General features: G+C 45.5%; 28 protein-coding genes and 1 riboswitch. Of the genes, 15 read left to right on the top strand and 13 right to left on the bottom strand.

Annotation, left to right across the window (positions count from 1 at the left end):
• Nucleotides 1-72 precede the first annotated feature (72 nt).
• Nucleotides 73-777 (bottom strand): class I SAM-dependent methyltransferase, encoded by a 705-nt coding sequence (locus GC096_RS25050; protein ID WP_171634011.1) that lies wholly within the window; start codon nt 775-777, stop codon nt 73-75.
• Nucleotides 778-966: 189 nt separating this feature from the next.
• Between GC096_RS25050 and GC096_RS25045 the strand changes: the two genes are divergently transcribed.
• The 5 genes from GC096_RS25045 (at nt 967) to GC096_RS25025 (ending at nt 5,039) form a co-directional block, all read left to right on the top strand.
• On the top strand, nt 967-1,212 hold the full coding sequence (locus GC096_RS25045; RefSeq protein ID WP_056616367.1) for a hypothetical protein: 246 nt from the start codon (nt 967-969) through the stop codon (nt 1,210-1,212).
• A gap of 266 nt (nt 1,213-1,478) precedes the next feature.
• Entirely contained in the window at nt 1,479-2,315 is an 837-nt protein-coding gene (locus GC096_RS25040; protein ID WP_171634010.1) for a YjbE family putative metal transport protein, read from the top strand.
• Nucleotides 2,316-2,397: 82 nt separating this feature from the next.
• The gene (locus tag GC096_RS25035; protein ID WP_171634009.1) at nt 2,398-2,580 is read left to right on the top strand and encodes a hypothetical protein; all 183 of its coding nucleotides are present in this window, start codon (nt 2,398-2,400) and stop codon (nt 2,578-2,580) included.
• A gap of 248 nt (nt 2,581-2,828) precedes the next feature.
• Nucleotides 2,829-4,619, top strand: coding sequence for an oligoendopeptidase F (gene pepF, locus GC096_RS25030; protein ID WP_056616376.1), 1,791 nt, complete (start codon nt 2,829-2,831; stop codon nt 4,617-4,619).
• Between the two features lie 114 nt (nt 4,620-4,733).
• On the top strand, nt 4,734-5,039 hold the full coding sequence (locus tag GC096_RS25025) for a LapA family protein (RefSeq protein WP_171634008.1): 306 nt from the start codon (nt 4,734-4,736) through the stop codon (nt 5,037-5,039).
• 26 nt (nt 5,040-5,065) lie between these two features.
• Here the strand turns inward: GC096_RS25025 and GC096_RS25020 are convergent, their stop codons facing one another.
• Nucleotides 5,066-5,878: a DUF92 domain-containing protein gene (locus tag GC096_RS25020; RefSeq protein ID WP_171634321.1), complete on the bottom strand. Its 813-nt coding sequence runs from the start codon at nt 5,876-5,878 to the stop codon at nt 5,066-5,068.
• A 203-nt stretch (nt 5,879-6,081) separates the two neighbouring features.
• Here GC096_RS25020 and GC096_RS25015 point away from each other — a divergent pair, with 203 nt between their 5' ends.
• Nucleotides 6,082-7,275 (top strand): HD domain-containing phosphohydrolase, encoded by a 1,194-nt coding sequence (locus GC096_RS25015; RefSeq protein ID WP_171634007.1) that lies wholly within the window; start codon nt 6,082-6,084, stop codon nt 7,273-7,275.
• Nucleotides 7,276-7,337: 62 nt separating this feature from the next.
• Here GC096_RS25015 and GC096_RS25010 read toward each other — a convergent pair whose 3' ends face one another.
• Both GC096_RS25010 and GC096_RS25005 read right to left on the bottom strand, forming a co-directional pair.
• On the bottom strand, nt 7,338-7,964 hold the full coding sequence (locus GC096_RS25010; protein ID WP_171634006.1) for a fumarylacetoacetate hydrolase family protein: 627 nt from the start codon (nt 7,962-7,964) through the stop codon (nt 7,338-7,340).
• Nucleotides 7,965-7,982: 18 nt separating this feature from the next.
• Nucleotides 7,983-9,260, bottom strand: a complete 1,278-nt coding sequence (locus tag GC096_RS25005; RefSeq protein WP_246302932.1) for a CapA family protein — start codon at nt 9,258-9,260, stop codon at nt 7,983-7,985.
• Between the two features lie 233 nt (nt 9,261-9,493).
• Here GC096_RS25005 and GC096_RS25000 point away from each other — a divergent pair, with 233 nt between their 5' ends.
• Both GC096_RS25000 and GC096_RS24995 read left to right on the top strand, forming a co-directional pair.
• Entirely contained in the window at nt 9,494-10,399 is a 906-nt protein-coding gene (locus tag GC096_RS25000; RefSeq protein ID WP_171634005.1) for a metallophosphoesterase family protein, read from the top strand.
• A gap of 346 nt (nt 10,400-10,745) precedes the next feature.
• Nucleotides 10,746-10,967 carry a hypothetical protein gene (locus tag GC096_RS24995; RefSeq protein WP_171634004.1) on the top strand — a complete coding sequence of 74 codons (222 nt, stop codon included), beginning with the start codon at nt 10,746-10,748 and terminating at the stop codon, nt 10,965-10,967.
• Nucleotides 10,968-11,022: 55 nt separating this feature from the next.
• Here the strand turns inward: GC096_RS24995 and GC096_RS24990 are convergent, their stop codons facing one another.
• Nucleotides 11,023-11,658 (bottom strand): O-methyltransferase, encoded by a 636-nt coding sequence (locus GC096_RS24990; RefSeq protein ID WP_171634003.1) that lies wholly within the window; start codon nt 11,656-11,658, stop codon nt 11,023-11,025.
• 136 nt (nt 11,659-11,794) lie between these two features.
• On the opposite strand from GC096_RS24990, the gene GC096_RS24985 reads away from it, so the two are divergent.
• The gene (locus tag GC096_RS24985; protein ID WP_171634002.1) at nt 11,795-12,934 is read left to right on the top strand and encodes a THUMP domain-containing class I SAM-dependent RNA methyltransferase; all 1,140 of its coding nucleotides are present in this window, start codon (nt 11,795-11,797) and stop codon (nt 12,932-12,934) included.
• 338 nt (nt 12,935-13,272) lie between these two features.
• On the opposite strand, the gene GC096_RS24980 is transcribed toward GC096_RS24985, so the two are convergent.
• The 5 genes from GC096_RS24980 to GC096_RS24960 all read right to left on the bottom strand — a co-directional run bounded on the left by GC096_RS24980 (nt 13,273) and on the right by GC096_RS24960 (nt 18,148).
• Nucleotides 13,273-14,760, bottom strand: a complete 1,488-nt coding sequence (locus tag GC096_RS24980) for a copper amine oxidase N-terminal domain-containing protein (protein ID WP_171634001.1) — start codon at nt 14,758-14,760, stop codon at nt 13,273-13,275.
• A gap of 8 nt (nt 14,761-14,768) precedes the next feature.
• Nucleotides 14,769-15,191 carry an SMU1112c/YaeR family gloxylase I-like metalloprotein gene (gene gloA2, locus GC096_RS24975; protein ID WP_171634000.1) on the bottom strand — a complete coding sequence of 141 codons (423 nt, stop codon included), beginning with the start codon at nt 15,189-15,191 and terminating at the stop codon, nt 14,769-14,771.
• A gap of 70 nt (nt 15,192-15,261) precedes the next feature.
• A complete protein-coding gene (locus GC096_RS24970) occupies nt 15,262-16,176 on the bottom strand; it encodes an exopolyphosphatase (protein ID WP_171633999.1) in 915 nt (304 codons plus the stop codon).
• Nucleotides 16,177-16,289: 113 nt separating this feature from the next.
• Nucleotides 16,290-16,595, bottom strand: a complete 306-nt coding sequence (locus GC096_RS24965; RefSeq protein ID WP_171633998.1) for a hypothetical protein — start codon at nt 16,593-16,595, stop codon at nt 16,290-16,292.
• Nucleotides 16,596-16,714: 119 nt separating this feature from the next.
• A riboswitch (cyclic di-GMP riboswitch) is annotated at nt 16,715-16,808 on the bottom strand.
• Between the two features lie 116 nt (nt 16,809-16,924).
• Entirely contained in the window at nt 16,925-18,148 is a 1,224-nt protein-coding gene (locus GC096_RS24960) for an MDR family MFS transporter (protein ID WP_171633997.1), read from the bottom strand.
• 189 nt (nt 18,149-18,337) lie between these two features.
• Here GC096_RS24960 and GC096_RS24955 point away from each other — a divergent pair, with 189 nt between their 5' ends.
• Both GC096_RS24955 and GC096_RS24950 read left to right on the top strand, forming a co-directional pair.
• Nucleotides 18,338-19,237 (top strand): TIGR01777 family oxidoreductase, encoded by a 900-nt coding sequence (locus GC096_RS24955; RefSeq protein WP_171633996.1) that lies wholly within the window; start codon nt 18,338-18,340, stop codon nt 19,235-19,237.
• A 58-nt stretch (nt 19,238-19,295) separates the two neighbouring features.
• On the top strand, nt 19,296-19,790 hold the full coding sequence (locus GC096_RS24950; RefSeq protein WP_171633995.1) for a glutathione peroxidase: 495 nt from the start codon (nt 19,296-19,298) through the stop codon (nt 19,788-19,790).
• Nucleotides 19,791-19,846: 56 nt separating this feature from the next.
• On the opposite strand, the gene GC096_RS24945 is transcribed toward GC096_RS24950, so the two are convergent.
• Together GC096_RS24945 and GC096_RS24940 are read right to left on the bottom strand one after the other, a co-directional pair.
• Nucleotides 19,847-20,068, bottom strand: a complete 222-nt coding sequence (locus tag GC096_RS24945) for a YuzB family protein (protein ID WP_171633994.1) — start codon at nt 20,066-20,068, stop codon at nt 19,847-19,849.
• Entirely contained in the window at nt 20,068-20,370 is a 303-nt protein-coding gene (locus GC096_RS24940) for a HesB/IscA family protein (RefSeq protein ID WP_056616419.1), read from the bottom strand. Before GC096_RS24940 ends, GC096_RS24945 begins: the two co-directional genes overlap by 1 nt.
• 220 nt (nt 20,371-20,590) lie before the next feature.
• Between GC096_RS24940 and GC096_RS24935 the strand changes: the two genes are divergently transcribed.
• Genes GC096_RS24935 through ytvI form a run of 3 tightly spaced genes read left to right on the top strand, consistent with a single transcriptional unit; the run spans nt 20,591 to nt 22,868 of the window.
• Nucleotides 20,591-20,950 (top strand): winged helix-turn-helix transcriptional regulator, encoded by a 360-nt coding sequence (locus GC096_RS24935; RefSeq protein ID WP_056616422.1) that lies wholly within the window; start codon nt 20,591-20,593, stop codon nt 20,948-20,950.
• Between the two features lie 40 nt (nt 20,951-20,990).
• The gene (gene map, locus GC096_RS24930) at nt 20,991-21,737 is read left to right on the top strand and encodes a type I methionyl aminopeptidase (protein WP_171633993.1); all 747 of its coding nucleotides are present in this window, start codon (nt 20,991-20,993) and stop codon (nt 21,735-21,737) included.
• Nucleotides 21,738-21,755: 18 nt separating this feature from the next.
• Nucleotides 21,756-22,868 (top strand): sporulation integral membrane protein YtvI, encoded by a 1,113-nt coding sequence (gene ytvI, locus GC096_RS24925; protein ID WP_171633992.1) that lies wholly within the window; start codon nt 21,756-21,758, stop codon nt 22,866-22,868.
• 58 nt (nt 22,869-22,926) lie between these two features.
• On the opposite strand, the gene GC096_RS24920 is transcribed toward ytvI, so the two are convergent.
• Complete coding sequence (locus tag GC096_RS24920; RefSeq protein WP_171633991.1) at nt 22,927-23,706, bottom strand: AraC family transcriptional regulator; 780 nt, start codon at nt 23,704-23,706, stop codon at nt 22,927-22,929.
• Between the two features lie 120 nt (nt 23,707-23,826).
• On the opposite strand from GC096_RS24920, the gene GC096_RS24915 reads away from it, so the two are divergent.
• Complete coding sequence (locus GC096_RS24915; RefSeq protein WP_171633990.1) at nt 23,827-26,073, top strand: FAD-dependent oxidoreductase; 2,247 nt, start codon at nt 23,827-23,829, stop codon at nt 26,071-26,073.
• The last annotated feature ends 127 nt before the right edge of the window (nt 26,074-26,200 follow it).

Raw genomic sequence — 26,200 nt, 5'->3', positions numbered from 1 at the left:
AAATCAACGGAAATTCCGAGGTGGATAAGCTGAAATTTGTTGATGTACCAAGGTTTTCCACTATGCAGAGGGCTACTTTTTTATGCTTAAAAATTGATGAGAATTCGGTAGAAAAGGTAGACTAGCTTCTCGCTTTTTGACGGTAAATCCAGCCAACGCGAACTCGTTGATTAGATCAGGGAGACGCGAATATTCCACTGTGCGGAAACTCATTAGTGGGTATATCCTTACCTCGCCGCCTGGCTTGCAAACACGAAGCAACTCACGAACAGCCCCTACATGAAACGCATAATCGAACTGCTCTTCATACAGAAAAAGAAAATGACTGCACATCACGAGATCAAAGCTCTCCGATTCGAACGGTAACGAAGGTAAAGCAGCCGTATGATATCTGATTGATCCTTCCGCGCTTGAAAAGTCCTCTATAAAACGTTGTAACGCTTGAATACGTCCTGCCTTATGGTTTTCAACATTACCGTAGAACGTCCAGTCATACACATCGGTTAGTTTCGCCATTTTAGCTGCGACAAGCTCAATCTCTTGCATGCCATGATCTGAAATAGCACTGGGCGACTTCGCATATAACGGATCAACCGCCTCTGCGTAAATCCCAAATTGCCTTGCTTCAGACGTAAACGAAGATGCGCCACCTGCGACGTCCAATACTCGTTTTCCAAACAAATCTGCTCTCTGCAACATAAACATTTTCTCGTATTCGACATACGATCTCGAGGTCATTGCGACCCCAATTTGCTCATATTCACGCTTCTGTTCCATGCTCATCTCTCCTCGACTCGGCTCATAACCCCTTCCCTCTGGAAAGGATTAGGAGAATTCTATCACGAGAGATTCCACTGCGCAACAAGAAAATAACGAAATAATCGATCCCCCTGTTTGGAAATGGCGGCATTTTATGATACGATTGTTTACATCTATAAGCTTATTACAGAAACGAGGAAAAAAGCCATGTCGCATCAACCCTTCAAAAGACATACGATTTATAAAAAAGATAAATGGAACATGCTGAATGTCGAGGTTCAAGGCACCAAAATCGTTCTCACCGAAATCTCTGATCAATGGGGCGAAGAATGCCATACTTTTATTGGTCGACCTGCCATGCTTCACTGGGCTAACGAGCGCTTTACAAAAGAAAATTTCGATGGTACAGAAGAAGAATTGCAAGCAATTATGGATGCTTTTAAAAACGTTTAAAAAAAATGAGGACTATTTTGAAACGCACCGCATATATTAAACGTATAATCTCATAGTAACACTCCAAAGGGGAGTAGCTGATACAGTAAAGTCGTCAATTCGGATTCTCATCAGATCCCGGCTTTATTGGCAACGACAACGTTGTTAGCAAGACCTTTGCCATGTTCATTGGTGAAGGTCTTTTTTGATGAATTAGAGCCTTCACCGTACTAAAGGTGCTGGGCTCTTTTTGCATCAAAAAATACCTTGAAGGAGTGTGTTCGCGTATGGATTGGTTGTCAACTGGCTTTTTCGTCTCTCTGCTCAGTATTATTCTGATTGACCTGGTGCTTGCTGGTGATAACGCGATTGTAATTGGGATGGCTGCACGTAATTTGAAAAAGGAAACACAAAAGAAAGTTATTCTCTGGGGCACGGTTGGCGCGATTGTGATTCGTGCATTCGCAACACTTGTTGTTGTAACGCTGCTCAAAATACCTGGACTGTTGCTTATCGGCGGCATCTTGTTGTTATGGATTTCGTATAAGCTTCTGAGCGAAAAGAAAAATCATGAAACGATGCAAGTGAAAGACAGTATGTGGGCAGCCATTCGGACCATCATCATCGCGGATGCGGTCATGGGCTTAGATAATGTCATCGCGGTCGCTGGCGCGGCACACGGGAATTTCCTGCTTGTGATTATTGGACTACTGATCAGTGTTCCTATCGTGGTCTGGGGTAGCACATTATTCATCAAATGGATTGAGAAGTATCCATCGATTATTTATATCGGTGCAGGCGTACTTGCGCTTACCGCTGGAAAGATGATTACGGGAGAAAAGTTCCTTGCCCCCTTCTTCGAATCCAATCCGTTAGGCAAGTGGTTATTCATTGGATTACTCGTCGTCCTCGTGCTTGGTGCTGGTAAATGGTCGAAAATGATTGGCTATCAAGTAAGTGTCGGGGATAGCGGACAATTAACACTTCCCAAAGAGCTTAGTGAAGAGGCACAAATTTCCCCAGAGGATCGTTTCACGGTCAAAATGGATTCTCGCGGCAAGTTCATTCTCGTGAAAGAGGAAGATGAGGATTCGAACCAAGATTCCATGCAGCATGCCGGTTGAAAAAGGAGTTTGACCCTGCGTAGCGAAAATTAGTATGATATGGAACATGTATCATACTCTATAGGAAAAAGGATGATTTTCGATGACCGATTCTGGATCTATACTCACATTTGTAATTGTATCCTTTTGCCTGGCAATCATTTTGATTATGAAAAAAGACAGCCTCCCGGTTCAAATGAAACGCTATCTGGCTTTGCTGGCGATTGTTATGGTTTCCATATCCTTCGTTCTGATCTTGCTTAGCTTCTTCCGAGCAGGAACTTGAATTTACTTCCATCCAGCTTTTTCATATAATGATAATTAAACTTGCAATCGGTCATACTAGGTGAAAACCATGGATTGGGATTTCAGTTAGAACATCCCTCATGGGAATATGCCGGGAGCGTGACCGCGATGCGCCTTCTTTATGTAACAGCTGTAATGGGCATTCTGCTAAGCTCCATCCCCATAGCTGATTTACATGCAAAGGATACCAGCTTACCCCAATCTCAAAACAAGGACAGGAGGGCTCCGATGACTCAATTATTGGAACGCAAGCAAGTACCGGCCGAGCACCGTTGGCAATTGGAGGATTTATTTGCTAATCAGAAGGCTTGGGATCAAGAATTTCAAGAGGTAAAAAGCTCGCTTAGCAAAGTCAGTGCCTTCCAAGGAAAACTTAATGATGCGGCTTCCGTGAAGCAAATTTTCCAATTGGAAGATGAGCTTTCTGTGAAAATGGAAAGATTATATGTTTACGCAAACATGAAGCATCATGAAGATACTGCTGAGCCTGTTTATCAGGCCTTATCCGAAAAAGCAAAAAAGCTCAGTGTTGAAGTTGGGGAAGCCGCTTCCTTCATTTCTCCTGAAATTTTAAGCCTTTCGGACGAAAAGCTTCAGCAGCTTGTTAGTGATCCTTCCTTATCTTTTTATAAAGATACGCTTGAAGAAATGATTCGTCAGAAGCCACATACGTTATCGAAAGAACAAGAAGCACTTCTTGCCCAAGCAGGCACGATGGCAGGGGCGCCAAGCACGATTTTCGGCATGCTGAACAATGCTGACTTGAAATTCCCGAAGGTAAAAAATGAAAAAGGTGAGGAAGTTGAGCTTACCCACGGCAGCTATATTCAATTCCTTGAAAGCCGTGACCCTGAAGTTCGAAAGAATGCATTCAAAGCGGTTTATGAAACGTACCGCAATAATCGCAATACGATTGGCGCGACACTAAGCGCGAATATCAATAAAAACATTTTCTACGCCAAAGCGCGTCACTACCCATCTGTTCTTGAATCCACGCTATTTGGTGACAATATCAAGAAAGAAGTGTATACAAACTTAATTTCCACTATTCATGAATCCTTGCCGCAGCTGCAACGGTATCTTAAACTCCGCAAAAAGCTGCTCAAGGTCGATGAGTTACATATGTACGACCTCTTTGCACCGCTAGTTGAAGAATTCAAAATGGATATTACGTATCAGCAAGCCAAGGAAGAAATCAAGAAAAGCTTGGCACCACTAGGCGAAAATTACTTGAAAATTCTTCAAGACGGCTTCGATAACCATTGGATCGATGTATACGAGAACAAAAATAAGCGCAATGGTGCTTATAGCTGGGGTGCTTACGGCACACATCCGTACGTATTGTTGAACCATAAAGACAATTTGAACAGCATGTTTACGTTGACGCATGAGATGGGTCACGCGATTCATTCTTATTTGTCGGATGAAAACCAAGAGTATCGTTATGCGCAATACACTATTTTCTTAGCAGAAGTTGCTTCAACACTCAATGAAGCCCTTCTCATGGATTACCTGTTGAAGCGTGTAACGGATCCGAAGGAAAAAATGTACTTGCTCACGTACTATGCTGATCAGTTCCGCACGACAGTATTCCGTCAAACGATGTTTGCTGAGTTCGAAATGATCACGCATGAGAAGGCAGAAGAAGGCGAATCCCTGACACCACAAGAGTTCAGCGAAATCTACTATGGCTTGAATAAGCTGTACCATGGCAATGACATGGTCGTAGATCAAGATATCGAAATGGAATGGGCACGTATTCCTCACTTCTATAACAGTTTCTATGTTTATAAATATGCGACAGGCTTCTCTGCTGCTACATCATTTGCGAAGCAGATTTTGGACGAAGGCCAGCCAGCCGTTGACCGTTACCTCGGCTTCCTCAAAAGCGGCGGCAGTGACTACTCGCTAAACATTCTTAAGAAGGCTGGCGTGGATATGTCTACACCTGAGCCAATTAAGCAAGCGATGAGCGTATTCAGCTCGTTGCTGGACCAAATGGAAGAGTTAACGAAGTAAACGATTCCGCATTAACCTCCGTTCTTTGCTTGCTAATGAGGGCGGTAAGAAACGAAAAAGGTTGAAAGCAGCGGCTTTCAACCTTTTTCTTAAATAGGAGAGGATAATGGCTATATGAAGATGCAATGGATACTAATCAGTGCTTTAGTGTTTGCTCTAATCACAGCGGTTTTCGCTGTTGTCAACGTAGATCCGGTACAAGTAAACTTCATGTTCGTCACGACGTCTACCCCTTTGATTCTCGTCATTTTAACCTCAACTTTATTAGGTGGTCTAATCGTTGGTCTCTTCGGCATGGTACGTCAATATAAGCTGCAGCGTAAAGTTAAACAACTAGAGAAACAACTTCATGAAGCGCAACATCAGACACCCGTATCCCCCACGGTTTCCAACCTAGAACAGAACGAGCCAAGTGTATAGACTTATTCCGCACTATTGAAAGACCATCAGAGAGGTAAGGTGCTCAGATAGAAGCATATTACCCCTCCGATCAATGAGGAAGTTGCGTTTACCACATCATTACTCATCCATCTCAAACCTCGAATTTGCCTAGCTTTCTGATTACAATGTTCCTGCTTCTCAATTGTTTTACCGCAAACCTCACAATGAAACATCACCTGCAGCGTCGCCCCGAGCCAAGAATCCGTGAGAGATCCTCCTAAGCCGGCAATTGCACCTACCGCGACTAAGAACATGATCGAAGTACTTATCCCCTGTGTCTCCCCCAGTTGGTTGAAAATGCCCCCTACAAGCCCGATAAAAGCCCCGCCAAGCAAGGAAGCAACGATCCCTAAACTTGTAATTCCTCCTGAAGTACCTGCAGCAACCCGCTTCCCATTCACAATAGAGCGAGGGATCGACTTACTCAGCCCACCAATTTCTGTTGCCCAAGTATCCGCATTCACCGTTGCCATAACACCTATATACATAAACCACCAGACAGGATCTGGCCAGATGGCATTTCCGATACAAAGCAGCAAACCAAGTCCCCCATTGGCGGCAACTTGACCTGCATCTCGTCGCCCACCTTTGGCATAGCCACTTTCTGCTGCGGCTTTACGCTGTTGTTTGAGTTTGGATAGCAAGCTAGAAGAGATGAAGAACGCGATTAGTGTTCCGAACCACGCTAGACTCCCATACGCATACATTGTCGTTCCTAGCAGCACCGCTGCCACTAGCCCAGATAATGATAAGGATTTCTTCCAATAGGCAGCTCCTGCAATTATTACGCTTCCTATGAATCCATAGACTACCGGCATAAACAGCATAAATACGATTCTCCCCGTTCATTTCAGTTTCTGAACCCACTTTGATTATGTCTATTGTAACATATTCTACCAAGTCTCTTCTTTGTTGCGTTATGTAAAATTAATTCGACAATTTTCGGTCATTTCTGCAAATTGTTAACCATAAATAACCTATTCTATGATACTATAAAAGTGATAAGCGATAGGAGGCTGACATGGAGCAAGATCACTTCACTACCAATTCCACTTTCAAAAGAGACCTAGAACCCGAAGACATGCTGCGTGTCATTTTCGACTATGCTTCCAAGATTGCGAACGAACGGCTTCTTGATAACGTACTAATGCTGATGGCGGATATGGGGCGTGAGATGATTGTCTCCGATCGCTGTACCGTCTGGCTGCTCGATACACAAAAGAATGAGCTATGGTCTAAAGTGGCTCATGGTCTTGATGAAATACGGATCCCAAGCACAGCAGGCCTCGTAGGCTATGCAGTGACGAATGATCAAGCTGTCTTCATTCATGATGCTTATACCAATGAGGAATACAAAACTTATTTGCAAAATGGCGCCATCCGTACAGACCAACAAACGGGTTATCGCACGAAAGCCTTAATGGTCATCCCCTTCCGGAATAGCCAAGGTGAGATCATGGGGGCTTATCAAGCGATTAATAAGCTTACGGCGAGCGAGCAATTCTCCGACAAGGATATGGAATATTTAACCTTGGCCTCTTCTTATGCTGGAAAATCATTGGAGTCTGCTCTCCTAACGATGGAAATTGAGGAAACACAGAAAGAAATCATTTTCCGAATGGGGGAAATTGGTGAAAGTCGTTCTAAGGAAACTGGTAATCATGTCAAACGTGTTGCCGAGTATTCTTATTTGCTAGCGCTGGAGTTGGGAATGAGTCCAGATGAGGCTGAACTGTTGAAAATGGCTTCACCTATGCATGATATCGGCAAGGTAGCTATCCCTGATGCGGTTCTCAATAAGCCTGGCAAGCTGACCGAGGACGAGTTCAAACTCATGCAAAATCATACGTTGATCGGCTATAATCTGCTGCGAAATTCGACCCGTCATATTCTCAAAACCGCCGCGGTTGTTGCCTATGAACATCATGAGAAATGGAATGGGCGTGGGTACCCGCGCGGTATTAAAGGTGAAGAGATCCATATTTACGGTCGCATCACAGCTATAGCAGATGTCTTCGATGCCCTTGGCAGTGATCGCGTCTACAAAAAGGCGTGGGAGCTCGATCGCATTCTCCAATTGTTCCAGGAGGAACGCGGAGAGCATTTTGACCCTGATGTGGTGGATGCCTTCTTTAAACAATTACCCGCTATTCTCCGTGTAAGAGAGCAATACTCGGATGAAGCCTTAGCCAATCCAATTGAAACGAATACATAGCATGCCGATGAAAAAGGGCAGTACTCTGAGGTCGAATTGACCTTGGAGACTGCCCTTTTCTACTATAATTTGATGGAAAAAGCTCCGAATTGCTCTTCTCCCCAGTACAACTCTAAACGGTCGCCGTCTTGGACAGGGCCTACACCTTCCGGTGTCCCTGTGAAAATGATGTCGCCAGGACCTAATCCATAATGCTTCGCAATGTAATCGATGATGGTTTGAAGATCGAAAATCATATGCGAGATGTTCCCATCCTGAACCACTTGCCCATTCTTGCGAAGCTGGAAGTTCGATTTCGTCAATTCGGACTCACCAGGAAAAGGGCGGAAAGTTGTGATTGGAGCTGACTTCAGGAACCCTTTGGCAGGCAGCCAAGGTTGTCCCTTTTTCTTAATCACGTTCTGTATATCACGAAGTGTAAAATCAATCCCAAGTGCGTATTGATCAACGATCTCATCGACTTTTATGCCTTCCGAGTACGGCTTTGAAATATGTAAGACGAGTTCCGTTTCATAGTGAATCTCACCTTGATCATTTGGGAGAGACAGTGTGCCTCCATCCATTTGTGCTAATGCATGTGTAGGCTTTGTGAAAATCATCGGTTGATCAGGGACATCGTTCCCAAGTTCTGCAGCATGTGCCCGATAGTTCCGTCCAACGCAATATATATTTCGGATCGTTGCTGTCATGTGAGATGAACACCTCTTCTATTTCTTATTCACATTGCCTTGCGCATCCACCGTGGCACCTATTGAAATTTTGCTTAATCGTTGAAATAGTTTAGCGCCATCTTCCTCATTCATCGGAGTAGGCAGGGCTAATTTCGTCAAAATCGGCACTAGATGGATATTGCAGGACTTGTCCTTCGTACAAGCTGCTTCCAAGATAACAGTTTCCCAAGTTTTCGGCGTGTCATTCGTCGTAAAAATGAAATTCCCTAAACTATAGGCAATCCATTTGCCCTTGTATTGTTCAAAGCCTTGCAGGACATGTGGATGTCCGCCAATAACAAGATCTGCTCCTGCATCAATGTAACGATGTGCGAGCTCCTTCTGATATTTATCCGGATTGTCATCGCGTTCTACACCCCAATGAGCCACAACGACAACGAGATCTGCGGTTGCTTTGGCTTTCTCAATGGCTTCGACAGGTGGCTTATAGTTATACGTCTCGGCAACGCCAGGATGACCTGGTGCAGCTTTCCAAGAAGCTTCTGGAACAACACGGCTGAAACCGAAAACAGCAATCTTCATGCCATCTTTTTCAACAATGGTTGGTTGGTAGGCTTCTGAATTATCCTTGCCGGCTCCTACTCGCTTAATGCCCTCTTGATCCAGTGCTTTCATCGTATCTAACAAGCCTTCTGTTCCGTAATCCATGATGTGGTTATTGGCAAGGTTGACAATGTCAACACCTGCTTGTTTCAGCGGGGGCAATGCCTCAGGCGCAGAACGATACACGTACTCTTTGCTCTGAACGCTACCTCTAGTCGTTATTGGTGATTCCAAATTTGCAATTGTAAAATCAGCTTTGGTTAAAAAGTCTTTGACATTCGTGTACGGGTAATCATAGCCTTTTTGCTTAAGGATATCTTCTACTTTGGAGGCCATAATCACATCACCCACAAAAGTTAACTTCACTTGTGCGCCAGTTCCTACTTGATTTACCGCTGTTGGATTCGCTGATGGTGTTGGTGTCGGGGTAACGACGGTAGAAGCTTTGGGACTTACCTGCACTGTTGAATTTCCATTCGTAGTGGAGGTTGACGGTTTGGGCGAAATAACAGCCATTGGTGTTGAAGCCGCTCCCTCTTCTTCCCCATTATTATAATTGGAGGATAAATAAGAAGCCCCGATTCCAATGGCAAAACAAGCAATCGCTGCAACTGTGAAGCCACCTAAAACTTTAAGTGAAGGCTTTTTGCTCGGATTTGATTCTTTTTTCGATTTACCGTGACGATCTTGTCTAGATTCCAATTCAAACATTCCCCTTTCCCCCTACAAATTATAACAGAAGTCGACATCGTTGGGTAATAGTTCGTGTTCAAAAAGTCCAGTTTTCAGCACCGAGAAGATGGAAAGAAGCTAGGAAATGAGGAGCGAAGCGTAGGGAAAGCTACGTGAGCACCGGAAGTTCCGGCTGAATTCAATATTCGATGTAATGTCTAACTTGTGGTATAACAGAAGCATTACATAGGATTAGAAAGGACACGGGTCGCTTGGAGAAAATCGCCATTATTTCCGATATTCATGGAAACCTACCTGCTTTGGAAGCCGTGCTTCACGATATTGAGCGCAGAGGCCTTACACGCATCATCTGTCTAGGCGATCTTGTTGGCAAGGGGCCAAGCTCGGCAGAGGTTGTCGACCTCATTAAATTGACTTGTGAAGCCGTTGTGCAAGGCAACTGGGATCTCGGCATTACAATGCCGCAGGAGCTTCCTGCTGGCTTGTGGCAGCAGGAATCGCTTGGTGAGGAGCGGCTAGCCTATTTGAAGCAGCTTCCCTTCTCGATCGACGTAATGCTCAGTGGGAAACATATTCGCTTGTTTCATGCGTCGGCTCAAAGCGTCTTTCATCGATTGAAACGGGAAGCTTCCAAGAAGGAGCGGCTAGCGATGTTTGAAAATACTGAAATGACCGGCTTCCCTGTCGATGGGACTGAGCCGGATATTGTCGGGTACGGGGATATTCATATTCCGTATTTGTTGACGTTGAGCAACCCTTCGGAGAGGGGGGCGAGTGCTGCGGCGCTGAGTGAGAGCCTGACAGAGCAGAGTGCGGAGCTAGGGAAGCAGAGTACTAATCCGGGAACGCAGCGGGCGAACGCAGGGGAGCGGAATGCGAGCCCGACAGAGCAGAGTACCAAAACTGGGGAGCGCAGCGGGCTGATGCTGTTCAATGTGGGCAGTGTGGGCGTTCCCTACGACGGCATATCTCAGGCATGCTACTGCGTGGTCGAGGGAGAAACGGATCCTGCGGTTCCAGCAGGAGTTGCACTGCAATTCGTGCGGGTGCCCTATGACATTAAGCGAGCTGTCCAGATGGCGTACGACGTTCAGATGCCTGAAAGTCGAAGGTACGAGTTGGAGATTACGACGGGATTGGTGCATTTGAGTGATTAAGTTGGTGCTCCCACCTACACATACACCTCCCACCCCGCTACACAACAAGATAAATGGAAAATATCCAGTTATTATTAGCTCAAAACACACATTTGCTCAAATAACTGGATTTTAAGTAGCTAATTTTGACTCTTTCCTTCATTTCATCGGAAAATGGGGAATTTACATGTACTTTTTCCATTTAATTCAAACTTTCGTCATATATCCCGAAAATTAGATGGAGGTTTTCCATTTATTCGACAAGCCTTGCGAATGGGGAATGATTTTACCCTTGGATGAAAACCATTGGAAATTAATTCCACCATATGCTAATATAGGTGCATGATGGAAAGTGAGGATTATCTGAATGAAGCTAAATTGGCGTAGAATCATACTGATTATCGTTTGTGCCGAATGTTTGTTTATCTACTGGAACAGCCTTAGCACGATGAGCTTCAAGAAGCAACGTACAACAACTCACCTCGCACCTGCCAAGCAACCTCAGGTACCTATAACACAAATTCAACCACAAATGAAAGATACGAAAAGGATCAATTCTGATTTACATACGAAGGATAAAGCATCCTAACACACGAAAGAGCGATCGGCTGCTAGCAGCTGATCGCTCTTTCGTCTCGATTGCTCTATTTCACACGAGCTAAAGCCAAACCATCATACGCCGGTAGTATCGTACTTTCCAGCCTCTCATCTGTCGCAATCCGCTGATTAAACGTTCGCATCGCTTGAACGGAAGCCTTCGTCTGCTTCTCATCAACAACTTTGCCGCGCATCAGTGTGTTATCTCCAGCAATGATTGCGCCAGGATTCGCCAGCTTGATCGCGAGCTCCAAATAGTTCGGATAATTTACTTTATCCGCATCAATAAAGAAGAAATCGAAGCGCTCGCCCCGCTCCAACAGCTCGTTCAAGTGATCGAGTGCTTCGCCAATCCGATACTCTACGAAATCACCAAGACCGGCGTCGGTCACGTTACGCTTAGCCACATCCGCGAAATCTTGTTTTAGCTCCAAGGAAATGAGTTTTCCGCCCTCTTTTAACCCTCTCGCTAAGCAAATGCCACTATACCCGCCTAACGCTCCAATTTCCAACACTCGCTTCGCACCTATCATCGTAACCAGCATCGTTAACAATCTGCCATATCCTGGAGCGATAGAAATCTCAGGCATGTTGTGAGCAACAATGACTTCTTTCACCCGTGTTAGTATGGCATCCTCTTCATATAGATCTTCCATATAGCTTTCTGCAGTGATCGTTTCCATGTATTTGTCCTCCTAAATTCGCATCGTATATAGGTACTTTGCAATACCCGTTTGTAAGTGTAACCTATTTGTCCTATACTTGTTAATTGTATGAGTTTTCTGAGCGTTGTACAACCCGGATGGAAGGACTATACCTATGCCACAAAAAATTGAACTAATCGCCACTTGTCCGATGGGACTTGAGGCTATCGTTGCCCGCGAAATCCGTGACCTCGGCTATGAGGAAATGACCGTCGAGAATGGACGCGTCCATTTCTTTGGTGACGAATTGGCCATCTGTCGGACGAATCTTTGGCTGCGAACAGCTGATCGCGTCCTCGTACTAATGGGGCAATTCAAAGCAACAACCTTCGATGAACTTTTCGAAGGCACCAAAGCTCTCGCTTGGCCAGACTGGATCCCGAACGATGCCGAATTCCCTGTCGAGGGGCGATCCCATAAGTCACAATTATCCAGCGTTCCCGCTTGCCAAGGGATCGCCAAGAAAGCTGTCGTTGAGAAGCTGAAGCAGCGCTATGGCACCGAATGGTTCCCCGAGAACGGAGCTCGCTATGTGATTGAAGTCGCGCTGCTCAACGATATCGCGACGCTAACCATCGACACGACCGGCCCCAGCCTTCATAAGCGCGGCTATCGCAAGCTCGTGACCGAAGCGCCGCTGAAGGAAACGATGGCGGCAGCTTTGATCCTGCTAAGCCGCTGGAACGTCGACCGGCCGCTCTACGACCCGTTCTGCGGGTCGGGGACCATCCCGATCGAAGCAGCGATGATCGGCTGGAACATCGCGCCAGGCCTGCGGCGCAGCTTCCCTAGTGAAGCTTGGGGGAACATTCCCCGCAAGCTGTGGGACAAAGCCCGCGACGAAGCGTTCGACGCGGTGAAAGACAACGTGCCGCTGCACATTGTCGGCAGCGACATTGATCCTGCTGCCATCGAAGTGGCAGAGGCAGCCGCCAAGGCAGCTGGACTGACGAAGCAGTTCCAGCTCAAGGTTGAGCCCATCGCCAAAGCGCGCCCGCGCGGCGACTATGGCTGCTTGATCACCAACCCGCCGTACGGCGAGCGTCTTGGTGAAGCACCGGATGTCGAGCTCGCGCTGCGCGAGCTCGGCGCATTAACGCGGCCGATGCCGTCGTGGAGCCTGTTCATCCTAAGCCCGAGCACACAGCTCGAACATTATATGAACCGCCGCGCTGATAAGAAGCGTAAGCTTTTTAACGGACGGATCGAATGTAATTTGTTCCAGTATTTAGGACCGTTACCTCCGCGAAGGTAAGACACGTAGCATACAGATAATTAAAACAGCGACAGCGAGACTTTACGTCTTCGCTGCCGCTGTTTTTAGATTACTCTTACGGAGAGAAGATCCTTCCCGTTTCCCGCTCCATTGTAACGGACACTGGAGCCCTTATTCGTGGGATCATCACCGTTTCAGAATTTTAACGGACACCAGCGCGGTTATTCGTCCTTTTAGAATGAAAACCTGATTCAAAATGAGCAAATAAGAGCTCTCCTGTCCGTTAGGTGCAAAAAGTAACGAATTACAGGACAATAACGGCGCTGGTGTCCGTTAGTCCTATTTGATTAGAGAGCATCAAGTATTTCTTACGATACCTACTCTTGTTCATAAACATTAATTCTTCGAACCATTCTACTATTCTCATCATATAAAATGATATTTTCATCAGGATCCAGCGCAAAGCGAATAAACTTGTTAAACTTAAGTTCTGAAGGGTCATATACATTGACCATCGGCTCATAACTCTTACTTTTGGCATTATACAGCCCTTTATTGAACTTCAATTCATTCCGATTAATAAGCAATGTGATTTGCCCATCCACAGTCACTTGATAGATTTGCTCGGCTGTCATCACAATGAACTTTCCGTTGGCTCCAATACAGTTCACAGCTCCATCAACAAACGCTTGATCTGCTATTTGGAGACCTGCGTTCCCAAGCGTAGAAATATATCCGGTACTCATGTCGTATGTGTATATCGTGTTATCTTTGACCACGGAGTCCAGTTGACTATTAGGTTCGATATATGTTTTCGTTTCAAACTGTGTACCTCCGCCCTTTAGACTGGAATAAATGGCTCGACCGCTTCCCCAATAAAACTTCTCTCCATCCAACGTCTCAAACATCGCTATACCAGCGCCAGATTGCCCACTGTTTACATCCCATGGAACTGGCTTGAGAAAAGTAAAGTTATGAGTTTCCATCTTCACTTCAGGCTCAAGGGAATAGACGACTCCTCCTAGCCCAAGGACATACACGCTATCCAGTAACGGATTGTAATAAAGTTGGTTGGGTTGATAGCTCGCATAAATGAACGTGTTCTTCCTAGGGACAGGGGCCGGAAAATAACTATATGCTGACACTTTTTCATACTCAAAGTTTAATTTCGCGTCAATCCGAAATATCGTACTCGTACGATTGGCCTCCGGTTCGTATTTACTAACGATATAGCCATCGTTGTTGGCGTAATTACGAAGCGAATAGATGTATCCATTTTTGTCCACAACCACGCTTAAAACCTGTGTAGCCCTAGCGACAATTTGACCTCCATCTGGGTCCGGAACAAGGTTGTCTACAGTCGGTGGAGATAGCCTTGTTCGTTCAACTGGAGTGACATTCGCAAAATTATTTGTCAAAGTAATCGTTTGAAGTTGGTTGTTGTACGTTACCGTTTGACCGAGTTGCTCAGCAACGAATCGCAAGGGCACCATTGTCGTATCGTTCATAATTATGGCAGGTTGATCCATTGTAACTGGCTGTTCCCCAACTACCGCATCCTTTGAATTGATACTAAGAATAACCGTTCTGGTAGAGGTCGTGAGCGTAACCGTTCTTGTATCTCCATTCCATCCTATGTTTGCGCCCAGCGCCTCCCCAACGAATCGCAATGGAACCATCGTGATGTCATTCACGAGAACTGGGGCACTTTGCAACTCGTAGGTGTTCCCTTTGACCATTGCCTTTACATCCTGAAGCTTCAGCACGATGGCTTCTCCACCAGTTTCTGCTCGAATATAGGTTGGCGTACTAGCGACCATGAACACAAAACAACAAACGGATAGGAAAACTTTTCTTATTCTCATTAAAAAACCTAACCTTTCATACAAAATGATTTCTCCTGTCCAACAATCTCCACCAATTCCAACGGCAATCCATCCGGATCCGCGAAAAACGTGTACAGATTCCCCGTAATCGGATCTACCCTTACCTGTTCAACCGTAATTCCTTTGCTTTCTAACTCTTGCACACTTTGCTCCATATTTGCTACAACGAAGGCTAGATGACGTAGCCCCCTCGCTTCAGGTTGATTCACGCGCAGGGGTGGATTAGGGAAAGAAAATAATTCAATTTCCTGTGCGGTATCCCCAATGCGCAAATCCAATTTGTACGAGTCTCTTTCAGCGCGATAGGTTTCGTGAATGACGGTAAGTCCGAGTAAATCAACATAGAAATGCTTCGATTGCTCGTAATCCGAACAAATAATTGCAACGTGATGCATCTGTTTTAAATCCATTGAATATGACCTCCTCACGAAGAAAAACCGCATGCAGGGCTGCTCCCCCGCTGCGGCTTGTCCACTCATTTTAACCTGCTGCTTGCATCGTTTCAACGATTTTGTTCAGAACCTCGTCGGCTTGCGCATACTCCACTTGGCAAGTCCCTGCAGCGTGATGCCCGCCCCCACCGTTTTGAAGCATTAAATCGCCAATGTTTGTTTGTGCGGTGCGATTGACAATGCTGTGCCCGCAAGCGAATACGCAGTTCTGCTTATTCCGGCCATCAACGATCCAAATCGAGGTGTTTTGCTCCGGATAGAGGGCGTAGACCATGAAACGATTCCCTGGATAGATCGTCTCCACGTCGCGAAGATCCGTAATGACGACATTTCCCTCAACCCGTGTGTAGGTTAGCAACATATCCCGGTAAAGCGCATCTAGTTCAAAGTAACGAACTACACGCTCTTTCACATCAGGCAGTTCCATAATCTCGCCAACGGATTTCGTAGCACAGTGCTCCACGAGATCCTCCATCAACTGATAATTGCTGATGCGATAATCCCGATAGCGACCTAACCCCGTTCGAGCATCCATGATAAACGAAAGCAAATCCCAACCGCTCGGATTCAAAATATCTTCTTTGCTAAATTGCGCGGAGTCCGCTTTATCTACACCTTGCATAATATCGTCGATATCGCCAAAGGTTTCTTTCCCACCATAGTAATCATAAACAACTCTTGCAGCACTTGGAGCAAGCCGCGTTTCACCTTTGAACGTTACGGATTCCCCCATCCGTGTGAGTTCACTGGAATGGTGATCGAACCATAAACCACAGCCCGGAACATAAGGCACATTTGCCAAAATATCATTCTCCGTAACCTCAATTAAGCCGTCCTGCATATCTTTGGGATGGACAAACTTCATTTCGTCCACCATATTTAATTGTTTGAAGAGCACCGCGCATACTAAACCATCGAAATCGGAACGTGTGATCAATCTCATGCCATGCATCTCCTTTAATGTAGTTCTTAAGAACTATGAAATGTGATGGTCATATTATATCAGCTAGTGTCGTTTGGTGACAATGAGCGATTTCAAAAAAAAGAGCGATTCACCTAGATAGGTTGAACCACTCTCAATTTGGATGACAGACATTGCAGAAGTCTTGTGACAAATCCTTCGATTTGAGCCATCGGAGGCATTTTCACAGAAAGCTTTACTTCGCCTTTCCAGTAAAAAATCAGAATGCTGTTGTTTCTCCCGTGAAACATCTCAACATCCCAACACGCTTCGTTTAATGCATATTCTTCTCGGTTAATCATAAGTTTAGGTCCATCCGTGGATGGCACCAAACGTGCAACATGGTTACCGCATAACGATGTTGCTTTCTGTTCATCCTGCAATTTAACTTCCGATTTCATGCCGCTAGGGCCTCCTTTGTACGTGTCATTCCATTTGATTCATTTGTTTCGCTATGACAGAGAAAAAAAACCCACCGTAGTGAACCGACTAGAGGGGTTCTGAAGTGAATTCCCAATCGTTCGGCGGCTGGCTGGCTGCTTGTCCTTTGCAGGAGAAGTAAGGCCCCTGTAGCTTTGCGTCACTGGCTTTCGCCAGCTTTGCCTTTGTCGAGATGACGTGCACAATCTTTTTAGATGATGCCTTCAAAATAATACTTACTATACTCTCAAGGATAAGGGATGACGATTTGAAATCGAATAGTTCCGAGGAACTATTTTTACGAAATTCTTCATAATATTTGCATTTTCGACGTTATATTCGCAGTATTTCGACGTTTCGTGCCTCTCCAATAGAAAATCGAGCCAATCATCGACAAAATCGCGATTACGAGAAAGAGCGTGCTGCCGCCATAGGAAACCAATAGAAAGCCGCCAACCCACGGCCCGATAAAGTGACCTATGTTTGTTAATGTTTGAGCACCATAGTAGGTTCCACGCATATGTTCAGGAGCCAGCTTATCTATCAACATGTTCGCAGCAGGATAGTTCAATATTTCACCAAAAGTGAAAATTCCCATCGAAATAATCATCCATGGCAGCGTGTGTGAAAAGGCAAATCCGATATCACCTAAAGCGAACATCAAGTTGCCAACAACAATAGCCGTTAGTGGTGAATACTTTTCTGCCCATTTCCCCAGCGGGATCTGCATCGCAATAACGACAATGGCATTGGCGCTCATGAGAATGGCGAACATTTTGACCCCATTAGCAAAATCCCTTTGTAAGTACTGTGACAACGTCACCATCACCTGTGAATAACCAATAGCTCCGATAATCCCCCCGATTATATACAAACGGAAGGTCATATCCTTACGAATAACACCTATCGCAGAACGGAAAGTAACGATGGATTTCTTCTCACCTTCGATTTTCTTAATCCCGAATTTAATGAGAAGGGCGTAAAGTGTCACACCATAGATTAAATAAATAATCCCGGTCAGCAGGAATGGCAGGGCTCCGTTCATAGTTGCAAAGAAAGCTCCCAGCAAAGGTCCAACAGCTACACCAACGTTAATCGCCATATAGCGGAGTGAAAATACTTGCATCCTTTTGGACGGCTCCGTTAAATCTGCCATTAGCGCTTGCGACACAGGCTCATAGAATGAGCGGCACAGTCCATTGAGCATATTGAGCAGCATAAATAAGACCGGTAATTTTACAACACTGAATCCGAGGAATACGACTCCCCAGCCAAAGAGTGCCGCGAGCATAATGACTCGACGTCCAAATCGGTCTGACAACGTACCACCGATAAAACCGCCAAACGTTCCAGCTAATGCCCCCATTCCAATTACAATACCAATGAGCCCAGGGCTCATATCGGAGTGTTTCGCCAAATAGATCGCTAGGAACGGTAAACTCATGGAAGAAGCAGCCCGGGCCATGACCGTACCTAAGATAAGCGTATGTACGATAGGATGATAGGCATGAAGAAATTGACGCATACGATTCATAGACGATGACTCCTCTCGCTGACACACGAATTACCCTATGGTTAATTAATAACCAAAATCCAATTATACACGAAAATAGCGAATTGTGTCGTCATTTTAAGACTGGAAGTTTACCTTTCTCGATCGCTTTCTCCTTGATGGTATTTATTGGATGGAGTATCTATAATAATGATATGGAGGTGCTTGCATATGAAAATAACGATCACAGGCGGCAGCGGGTTTATTGGAAAACGATTAATCACTTACTGGTTGGGACAAGGTCACGAACTTATTAATATATCACGCTCATCTTCGAAGCAGATACCGGGTGTTAGAACGATAACATGGGGCGAGTTGGAACGAAATATGGAACTCCTTGCAGGTCTCGATGCCATTGTCAATTTGGCGGGTGAATCCATCAGTCAACGGTGGACGAAAGCGGCTAAGACGCGAATTGTACAATCCCGATTGCAAGCGGCTGAGCATGTAGCCAAGCTTGTCGCGATAATGGACCCTAAGCCAAAGGTTGTTGTGAATGCTTCTGGCATGTCATATTACGGTATTTCGGAGACGGATACGTTTGATGAGAGGAGCCCCTATCGAGAGACGGACTTCTTAGCAAGTGTGGTCAAGCAATGGGAAGCTGCGGCGGATTTAATCCAAGGAACACGTATCGTGAAGGTGCGGGTTGGACTGGTGTTGGATAATAAAGAAGGTGCGTTCCCTAAGATGGCACTTCCTTATAAGCTTGGAGTAGGCGGCACAGTTGGCAGCGGCAGGCAATGGCATTCGTGGATTCACATCGATGATATGGTGAGAATGATTGATTTTTGCGTTCAAAATGAATCGATTGTCGGTCCCGTTAACGCAACGGCTCCAAATCCAGTAACGAATAAGCAATTGGGACGCGCGATTGCGACTGCCATGCGAAGACCCAATCTCTTTCCTGTTCCGGCATTTATGATGAAATTAATTTTTGGCGAACTTTCTGTTCTGCTTCTGGAAGGTCAGAAGGTCATTCCTCGCGTACTTCAAGAGCATGGTTTTGAGTGGCGCTTTCCTTCGATCGCAGGTGCATTAGAAGATTTGGCGAAAAAACTTTCCTTCTGAATTAAAATTGTGTACAATTAAATTGTGAGAAATATTAGTTACGGGAGGTTGTGTCACTATGAGTGTACATCAATTTAAAGTAAAGACGATTCGCGGTGAGGACAAATCGCTTAGTGATTATAAGAATCAGGTCCTACTCATTGTAAATACAGCAACCAAATGCGGGTTAGCTCCTCAATTCGAAGGACTTCAGAAGTTACACGACACCTATAAAGATCAAGGCTTTAGTGTCCTAGGTTTTCCCTGCAATCAATTCAGGGATCAGGAGCCTGGCGATAACAAGCAAGTTGAACAGGCGTGCCAACTTAATTTCGGTGTTAATTTTCCGCTATTCGCCAAGATCGATGTGAATGGCGCTGATGCCCATCCGTTATATCGTTATTTGAAGAGCAAAGCATCTGGCCTATTCGGATCCGGCATCAAGTGGAATTTCACCAAATTCCTCATCGATGGAAATGGCAATGTAATCAAGCGCTTCTCTCCAACTACGAAACCGCATAAGATCGATCATGAAATTCGTAAGTTGCTTGAGAAATCCGCAGTTCACGCTTGATTCCAGCTTATATAAGCAAAAAAGCATCCTGTCCACATTGGACGGATGCTTTTTCATTATTTTACGTATTTCTTTGCTTTGTCGATGGCTTCGTCTTCCGTCGCGCCCGTGATATAGCGGCCATTAATAAAGATGAATGCGAATCTCGAACATGGACCGCAATACGATTTGCACGCGACTTTGACTTCTGTGTCCGGTGCAATGGCACTTATTTTGGCAAGTGCCGATTTCACCTTCATGTGTTTGCATTTATCACAAATGCGAATATCATTCCGCATTAGTGGTCTCCGTGGTTCCCCTTACTTGGGTTAGTAATCATGAAGCCTTCCTCTGGTGTGTAGAAGTAGTCGATACGGATACCGTCTAGAAGCGGCTCGGATTGATCTAACAAAACATCAATTCCTTTGTCCGTGTTTACTACAACATCATTTTCTGTTTTATCATCAAGACCCAAACCATAGTGAGCATGATCACCATGCTTATGCGTCACTTGTACGCGAACTAACAAACCTTGGTTTTCTTCTTTATTAAGCTCCAATTGAAGTACTTTTGCTGCATTACGAGAAATTTTGACATTCATATGTACACATCTCCTGAAACAATAAATTTTAATTTTAACTCTATTGTAAAGAATCTAGAGCATGAAATCAACCTTGTCCTATTCTGCCCTTCTATTGCCAAATTCCATAAGGAACTTTAAAATACATAGTAGTATGAGTATTAATCCCTTATTACAAAATGTTAACTTACTAACCTTAAAGTAAGTACCCTACACAATTTTGATGAAAGGAAGCGATCTCATGTCCACTCTTGAAAATGAAAAAGTCGCTCCACTTAGCAACTATGTTCCCAAAATCCCCAAAGAAATCGAGTGTTCCGTCGAGCGAACCTTGGAGGTTATTGGAGGTAAATGGGCATTTCTTGTACTTCGTGAATTATTCTGTGGAACGAAACGTTTCGGAGAGCTGCAGCGCCAAATTACGGGCATCAGTCCCAAATCCCTTACGGATATTTTGCGCCATCTAGAAGAACATGGGGTTCTCGAACGCATGGCGTTCCCTACAGTTCCTGTTACCGTTGAGTATACCTTGACACCAAAAGGGCAGGATCTGCATCAAATTATTAGAGAGATGAAGCTTTGGTCAGCAAAATGGACATAATGAACAATTAGGGAAGCTAGCTGAAGAGGAGAGAAACTTGATGATTACTATTAAAACAAAAGAACAGATTGAAGCCATGGGGAAAGCAGGCCGAATCCTTGCCGATTGCCATAAGGAAATCGCCAAAATGATCCGCCCGGGCATTACATCGTGGGAAATCGATCAATTTGTCGAAGGCTTTCTAGCCAAACATGGCGCTACGCCTGAGCAAAAAGGGTATCACGGCTATCCCTACGCAACTTGTGCTTCAGTAAATGATGTCATCTGTCATGGCTTCCCAAAGAAAGAGCCGCTCAATGATGGTGACATTGTTACGATTGACATGGTCGTTCGGATCGATGGGTGGTTAGCAGACTCCGCTTGGTCATACGCGGTTGGCAACATTTCGCCTGTGGCTGAGAAGCTTCTGAAAGTTACCAAGGAGTCCTTATATAAAGGTATTGAAAAAGCTGTCGTCGGCAATCGGATCGGCGATGTCGCCAACGCTATCCAAGTCTACGCGGAATCGCAAGGCTTCTCTGTTGTTAGAGACTTCATTGGACACGGAATCGGCTCCGAGATGCATGAAGAGCCTCAAGTGCCGCATTATGGACCGGCTGGCAAAGGGCCGCGCATCAAGGAAGGCATGGTTTTCACCATTGAACCGATGCTGAATGTTGGTAAATATCACTCCAAAGTTGACCAAGATGGATGGACAGCTAGAACATACGATGGCAGCCTCTCTGCACAATACGAGCATACGATTGCTATCACAAGTAACGGACCGATTATTTTAACTGAACAATAACGATCTGGAGGAAAAGGGATGCTTTCTTTTTACAAGAAATATTGGCGAACGGTATTTGACATAGGGCTCATCGTACTAACCGTCTACTTATTCATGCTGTTATTCAGTTATTTGTATGCCATCGCCACGCCAATCTTCTTGGCCTTGATTATTTTCATGATGATCGAGCCATTGGCTCGGTTCTTGAATCGCAAAGGCATGCGTAAATCGCTTGCCTCCGCCATCTCTACCTTGGTTTTCGTCCTGATTATCCTAGGTGCGTTGGCTGGGGCAGTCGTTATCTTCACCAGTCAGATTATGAGCCTTGTGGATAAAATCGATGACTACGCAGCGATTTTCAATGAGCAGATCATTCATCGGATTGCTGAGCTAAATGATCGATTCCAAGCCCTGCCCGACGATGTGACTGGCAAAGCCAAAGATTATGCTGGCCAATTTGCTGGCAAAGCGTCTACGTTTCTAGTTGCCTTTTTATCAGGATTGGTCGCTTCCCTGACCTCCTTCTCCACGTTCATGTTCAATTTCATCGTCGGCATCATTCTCGCATACTTCTTAAGCATCGAAATTGAATCATGGAAACGTATTGCAAGTGAGCAAACACCAAACACATTCAAATCTGCCTTCTTTTTTCTAAAAGAAAATGTCGTGAAGGGGATCGTATCTTACGTAAAAGCACAAGCCAAGCTCATCACATTAACGTTCATCGTTGTTTTTATCGCCTTGCTCGTACTGAATGTGAATAATGCATTCTCTATCGCCCTATTGTCTGCGATTTTCGATGTCCTTCCATTGCTCGGTGTTTCCACTTTATTCATCCCGTGGATTATTTACTTGTTCATCGTTGGTAATACAACGCTGGCGATCTGGCTAAGTTCACTGCTCCTTGTTGTGATTCTCGTCAGACAAATAATGGAACCCAAAATCACAGGTGAATCCTTAGGAGTATCGGCATTTACTACCTTAGCGTTTATGATTATCTCCCTTTCCCTCTTTGGGGTAGCTGGGGTGATCCTCTCGCCAGTACTGATCATTCTAATCAAAGCTTTACATACGCAAGGATACTTGCAGCGATGGATCCGCAAGCCGGAGAACGAATATACCGAAGGAAAACTGCCGTATACGGGCAATTAGCCTTTAGCATACAACCCCCCAGTCTTCTACTGAAGATCTGGGGGGTTGTGCTTTTGTACTATACACGATGCATACTGCGATACAAGGAGGGAGCCTTGCCGATTTTTTGCGTGAACACGCGGCTCAAGTAAAAGCCATTCTCATAACCACATTGGGCCGCAATCATGTCCAGCGTGAATGTCGTATTTTCCAAAAGATGTTTCGCACGCGTAAGACGCAAGTCATTAATAAACTCGGTTGGTGTTTGGGCAAAGGCTTTCCGAAATCTGCGGGTAAATTGAACAGGCGTCAGTCCCAATGAAGTGGCTAATTCCAGCATCGATAGATTGCCAAACGCATGATCAGTCAGAAAGCCCCGTGCTTGGTCCATATCACCATCTATAATAGTTGCAGGTGAGCTCTCCTTGATAAGGTTCTCCATTTGTACGATTCGGAAGAGATCATTCACAAGGTGCAGCTTATGCTGTGTACTCTCTTCATCCCACCCTTGCATAGATCGTAAATAGCGATAACTGGACGTCAAGCGCGGCAGATCTTGGACGGACAGCTTTCCCTTCCAGGCAGCTTCGTGTTCTAAATGGGACTCCCCTATAAACTGTATAAAATGAAACGTCAGCGGCTCGATCGTTTTTCTACGAAACACGGTTCGAGGGGGGCACAGCACCAGGTCTCCGAATCTAGCCTCACCTTGCTCCGTTCGGATTTCGTAGAAGAAGCTCCCCTCCTCCACCGCAAACAACGTCCAGCATGGATAGTCATCACGCTCAAACATAAACTCTTTTTTCTGATGCCAATACACATGAGATAAGAGTTTCAAGGCTGGATCGCGATAGGCCATATCACACTCTCCATTCAATGAAATAAAGTATATGCTAATTGTAACTCACTGTATGTTAAAAGGATATCACCTATTTTAAAATGAAAGCATGGATATTCTAATACTAGTGAGGTGCTCATAATGAAGCATGAAATCGTTACATCTGATATCACAGTCGTTGGCGGAGGCTTGGCTGGCGTTTGTGCAGCAGTTGCGGCAGCACGATTAGGTCAAACTGTTTCTTTAGTTCAAAATCGGCCTGTTCTTGGCGGAAATGCAAGCAGTGAAGTACGTGTGTGGGTATGTGGTGCCACCTCCCATGGTGTCCATCGTAACGCCCGAGAAACCGGCATTATGGGCGAACTTTTCGTAGAGAATCAATATCGTAATATCGATGGTAACCCTTATATCTGGGATTTGATTGTGCTTGAGAAAGTGAAAGCTGAGCCTAATATTACATTGTTCCTCAACACTGATGTGCACGAGGTCGATGCGTCAGGTGATGAAGATCATCGCACCATTCAAGCCGTCACTGGTTGGATGATGGGCTCGGAGCGAAGAATCCGTTTCGTAAGTCGTGTTTTCCTCGATTGTACAGGGGATGGTCTAGTTGGCTTCCTTGCTGGTGCTAAATTCCGTATTGGCCGCGAGGCTCAACATGAATTAAACGAGGAATGGGCGCCGCTCGTGCCGGATGATATCACATTAGGAAGCACGCTGCTCTTTTACACCAAGGATGCTGGCCGTCCCGTGAAATATATCGCTCCGAGCTTTGCCAAAGATATCACACAAACTTCAATTCCTATGAAACGTGTCATTCGCAGTGGCGATAATGGATGCGCTTACTGGTGGATTGAATGGGGTGGCGAGCATGACACTGTCCATGATAATGAGCGAATTCGAGATGAACTCTCCTCCGTTATCTATGGGATTTGGGATTATATCAAAAACTCTGGAAAATTTGACAGTGACAATCTAACTTTGGAATGGATCGGGTCAATTCCAGGGAAACGGGAATATCGTCGCTTCGTAGGGGACTACGTCCTGAATCAAAATGACGTGATTGCCCAAGAGTTCTTCGAGGACCGCGTTGCCTTCGGCGGCTGGTCGATTGATTTGCATCCGCCGCAAGGCATGTATTCGACGGAAAGCGGCTCTAAACATATGCATATGGATGGTTCCTATCATATCCCGTTCCGTTCCCTCTATTCGGCCAACGTGTCGAATATGCTCATGGCTGGGCGCAATATCAGCGCGTCCCACGTTGCTTTCGGCACAACACGTGTCATGGCGACATGTGCGGTTATTGGCGAAGCTGCGGGCACTGGCGCAGCCCTGTGCGCAGCCAAAGGGATCTCGCCGCGCGAGCTGCACAGCGAGCACTTGAATGAGCTGCAGCAGACGCTGCTGCGGCAGGATGCGTCGATTCTCGGCGTGGTGAATAACGACGAGGGAGATCTTGTTCGCAGCGCGACGCTGACGGCCTCCAGCACGCTTACAGAGCTGGCTTTGGAGCAGTCGGCTGGTGTTTATCCTTTGGAGACGCCAGCAGCGCTTCTAGTGCCCGTAGATCCTTTTATTAATGGCATAGAGCTATTAGTCGACTCAACTGCTGATACAGAGCTTACTGTCGAACTGTGGGACACAGGCAAGCCGCAGAACTACGTCCCTCATACGCTCATAGCGACCGTTGTCGTGCCTGTAGCTGAGGGGACTAAGCAGTGGGTTACAGCAGCGTTGAATTGGGAGCCAGCACACGCTCAGAACGCGTTCATCGTGCTCAAGAGCAACCCTGCTCTAGCTGTACATCTATCCGATCGACCGCAATCTGGCGTACTGTCCTTTAAGAATAATACGGTCACGACAAGTACCGCTGACTTCGGGGAAATGCATCCTAATCAACCTGTGATCGACTGGAGTCCGTATAGCTTTAAACGGAAGCCATTCTGTTTCCGACTTCTTTCGCCTACATCCGCTTATGCGGCTGAGAAAGTTGCTGACGGACACAAACGGCCTTACGGTAGTCCGCATCTGTGGTCTTCCGCTGGAGGAGCTGGTGGCGAGGAATGGCTTGAGGCTAGTTGGACCGAGGCTCAAAGCATTCGGAACGTGCACATAACGTTCAACGATGACGTCAACGAGGATCTTATTAACTTGCATCACCATCGTACCGAATTCGAAATTATTCCAGAATTAGTTAAAGATTATTCGGTGCAAGCTTGGGTTGGGGAATCGTGGACCACAGTTGTTGAGGCGACCAACAATCATACTCGGCACCATGTTCATGTGTTAGACAGCGCGATATCAACGAACCGTCTGCGTGTCGTTGTGGCATCAACGAATGGCACAGCGCATACAGAAATCGTGGAATTACGTTGTTATCGTTAAAATAGTGAATTGGAAAGAACCGATATCGCCATGTGCTTCATGGTTGAGATCGGTTCTTTTTTGCGCTGACTTGAAGAAAGAACATCGATGGTCTTCCCACTTTGATTGCTCGTATCAGTATTAATAC

This window comes from Paenibacillus plantarum (assembly GCF_013141695.1).
GTDB lineage: Bacteria > Bacillota > Bacilli > Paenibacillales > NBRC-103111 > Paenibacillus_E > Paenibacillus_E plantarum.
The sequence above is the reverse complement of the archived record's forward strand: the minus strand, read 5'-3'. Positions and strand labels throughout refer to the sequence as shown.

Bases quoted from the DNA above. Each gene is read 5' to 3' on its own strand.
- GC096_RS25010 (WP_171634006.1), bottom strand. From the start codon at position 7,964: ATGACAGCAACGATCCGAAATATATATTGCGTTGGACGGAACTATCGG.
- GC096_RS24965 (WP_171633998.1), bottom strand. From the start codon at position 16,595: ATGAAATCGGAAGTTAAATTGCAGGATGAACAGAAAGCAACATCGTTA.
- map (WP_171633993.1), top strand. From the start codon at position 20,991: ATGATTACTATTAAAACAAAAGAACAGATTGAAGCCATGGGGAAAGCA.
- GC096_RS24920 (WP_171633991.1), bottom strand. From the start codon at position 23,706: ATGGCCTATCGCGATCCAGCCTTGAAACTCTTATCTCATGTGTATTGG.
- GC096_RS24985 (WP_171634002.1), top strand. From the start codon at position 11,795: ATGCCACAAAAAATTGAACTAATCGCCACTTGTCCGATGGGACTTGAG.
- pepF (WP_056616376.1), top strand. From the start codon at position 2,829: ATGACTCAATTATTGGAACGCAAGCAAGTACCGGCCGAGCACCGTTGG.
- GC096_RS24995 (WP_171634004.1), top strand. From the start codon at position 10,746: ATGAAGCTAAATTGGCGTAGAATCATACTGATTATCGTTTGTGCCGAA.
- GC096_RS25040 (WP_171634010.1), top strand. From the start codon at position 1,479: ATGGATTGGTTGTCAACTGGCTTTTTCGTCTCTCTGCTCAGTATTATT.
- GC096_RS24990 (WP_171634003.1), bottom strand. From the start codon at position 11,658: ATGGAAACGATCACTGCAGAAAGCTATATGGAAGATCTATATGAAGAG.
- gloA2 (WP_171634000.1), bottom strand. From the start codon at position 15,191: ATGGATTTAAAACAGATGCATCACGTTGCAATTATTTGTTCGGATTAC.
- GC096_RS24970 (WP_171633999.1), bottom strand. From the start codon at position 16,176: ATGAGATTGATCACACGTTCCGATTTCGATGGTTTAGTATGCGCGGTG.
- GC096_RS25025 (WP_171634008.1), top strand. From the start codon at position 4,734: ATGAAGATGCAATGGATACTAATCAGTGCTTTAGTGTTTGCTCTAATC.
- GC096_RS24945 (WP_171633994.1), bottom strand. From the start codon at position 20,068: ATGCGGAATGATATTCGCATTTGTGATAAATGCAAACACATGAAGGTG.
- GC096_RS24940 (WP_056616419.1), bottom strand. From the start codon at position 20,370: ATGAATGTCAAAATTTCTCGTAATGCAGCAAAAGTACTTCAATTGGAG.
- GC096_RS25020 (WP_171634321.1), bottom strand. From the start codon at position 5,878: ATGCCGGTAGTCTATGGATTCATAGGAAGCGTAATAATTGCAGGAGCT.
- GC096_RS25005 (WP_246302932.1), bottom strand. From the start codon at position 9,260: ATGTTTGAATTGGAATCTAGACAAGATCGTCACGGTAAATCGAAAAAA.
- GC096_RS25035 (WP_171634009.1), top strand. From the start codon at position 2,398: ATGACCGATTCTGGATCTATACTCACATTTGTAATTGTATCCTTTTGC.
- GC096_RS24955 (WP_171633996.1), top strand. From the start codon at position 18,338: ATGAAAATAACGATCACAGGCGGCAGCGGGTTTATTGGAAAACGATTA.
- ytvI (WP_171633992.1), top strand. From the start codon at position 21,756: ATGCTTTCTTTTTACAAGAAATATTGGCGAACGGTATTTGACATAGGG.
- GC096_RS24915 (WP_171633990.1), top strand. From the start codon at position 23,827: ATGAAGCATGAAATCGTTACATCTGATATCACAGTCGTTGGCGGAGGC.
- GC096_RS24935 (WP_056616422.1), top strand. From the start codon at position 20,591: ATGTCCACTCTTGAAAATGAAAAAGTCGCTCCACTTAGCAACTATGTT.
- GC096_RS25050 (WP_171634011.1), bottom strand. From the start codon at position 777: ATGGAACAGAAGCGTGAATATGAGCAAATTGGGGTCGCAATGACCTCG.
- GC096_RS25045 (WP_056616367.1), top strand. From the start codon at position 967: ATGTCGCATCAACCCTTCAAAAGACATACGATTTATAAAAAAGATAAA.
- GC096_RS25015 (WP_171634007.1), top strand. From the start codon at position 6,082: ATGGAGCAAGATCACTTCACTACCAATTCCACTTTCAAAAGAGACCTA.
- GC096_RS24980 (WP_171634001.1), bottom strand. From the start codon at position 14,760: ATGAGAATAAGAAAAGTTTTCCTATCCGTTTGTTGTTTTGTGTTCATG.
- GC096_RS24960 (WP_171633997.1), bottom strand. From the start codon at position 18,148: ATGAATCGTATGCGTCAATTTCTTCATGCCTATCATCCTATCGTACAT.
- GC096_RS24950 (WP_171633995.1), top strand. From the start codon at position 19,296: ATGAGTGTACATCAATTTAAAGTAAAGACGATTCGCGGTGAGGACAAA.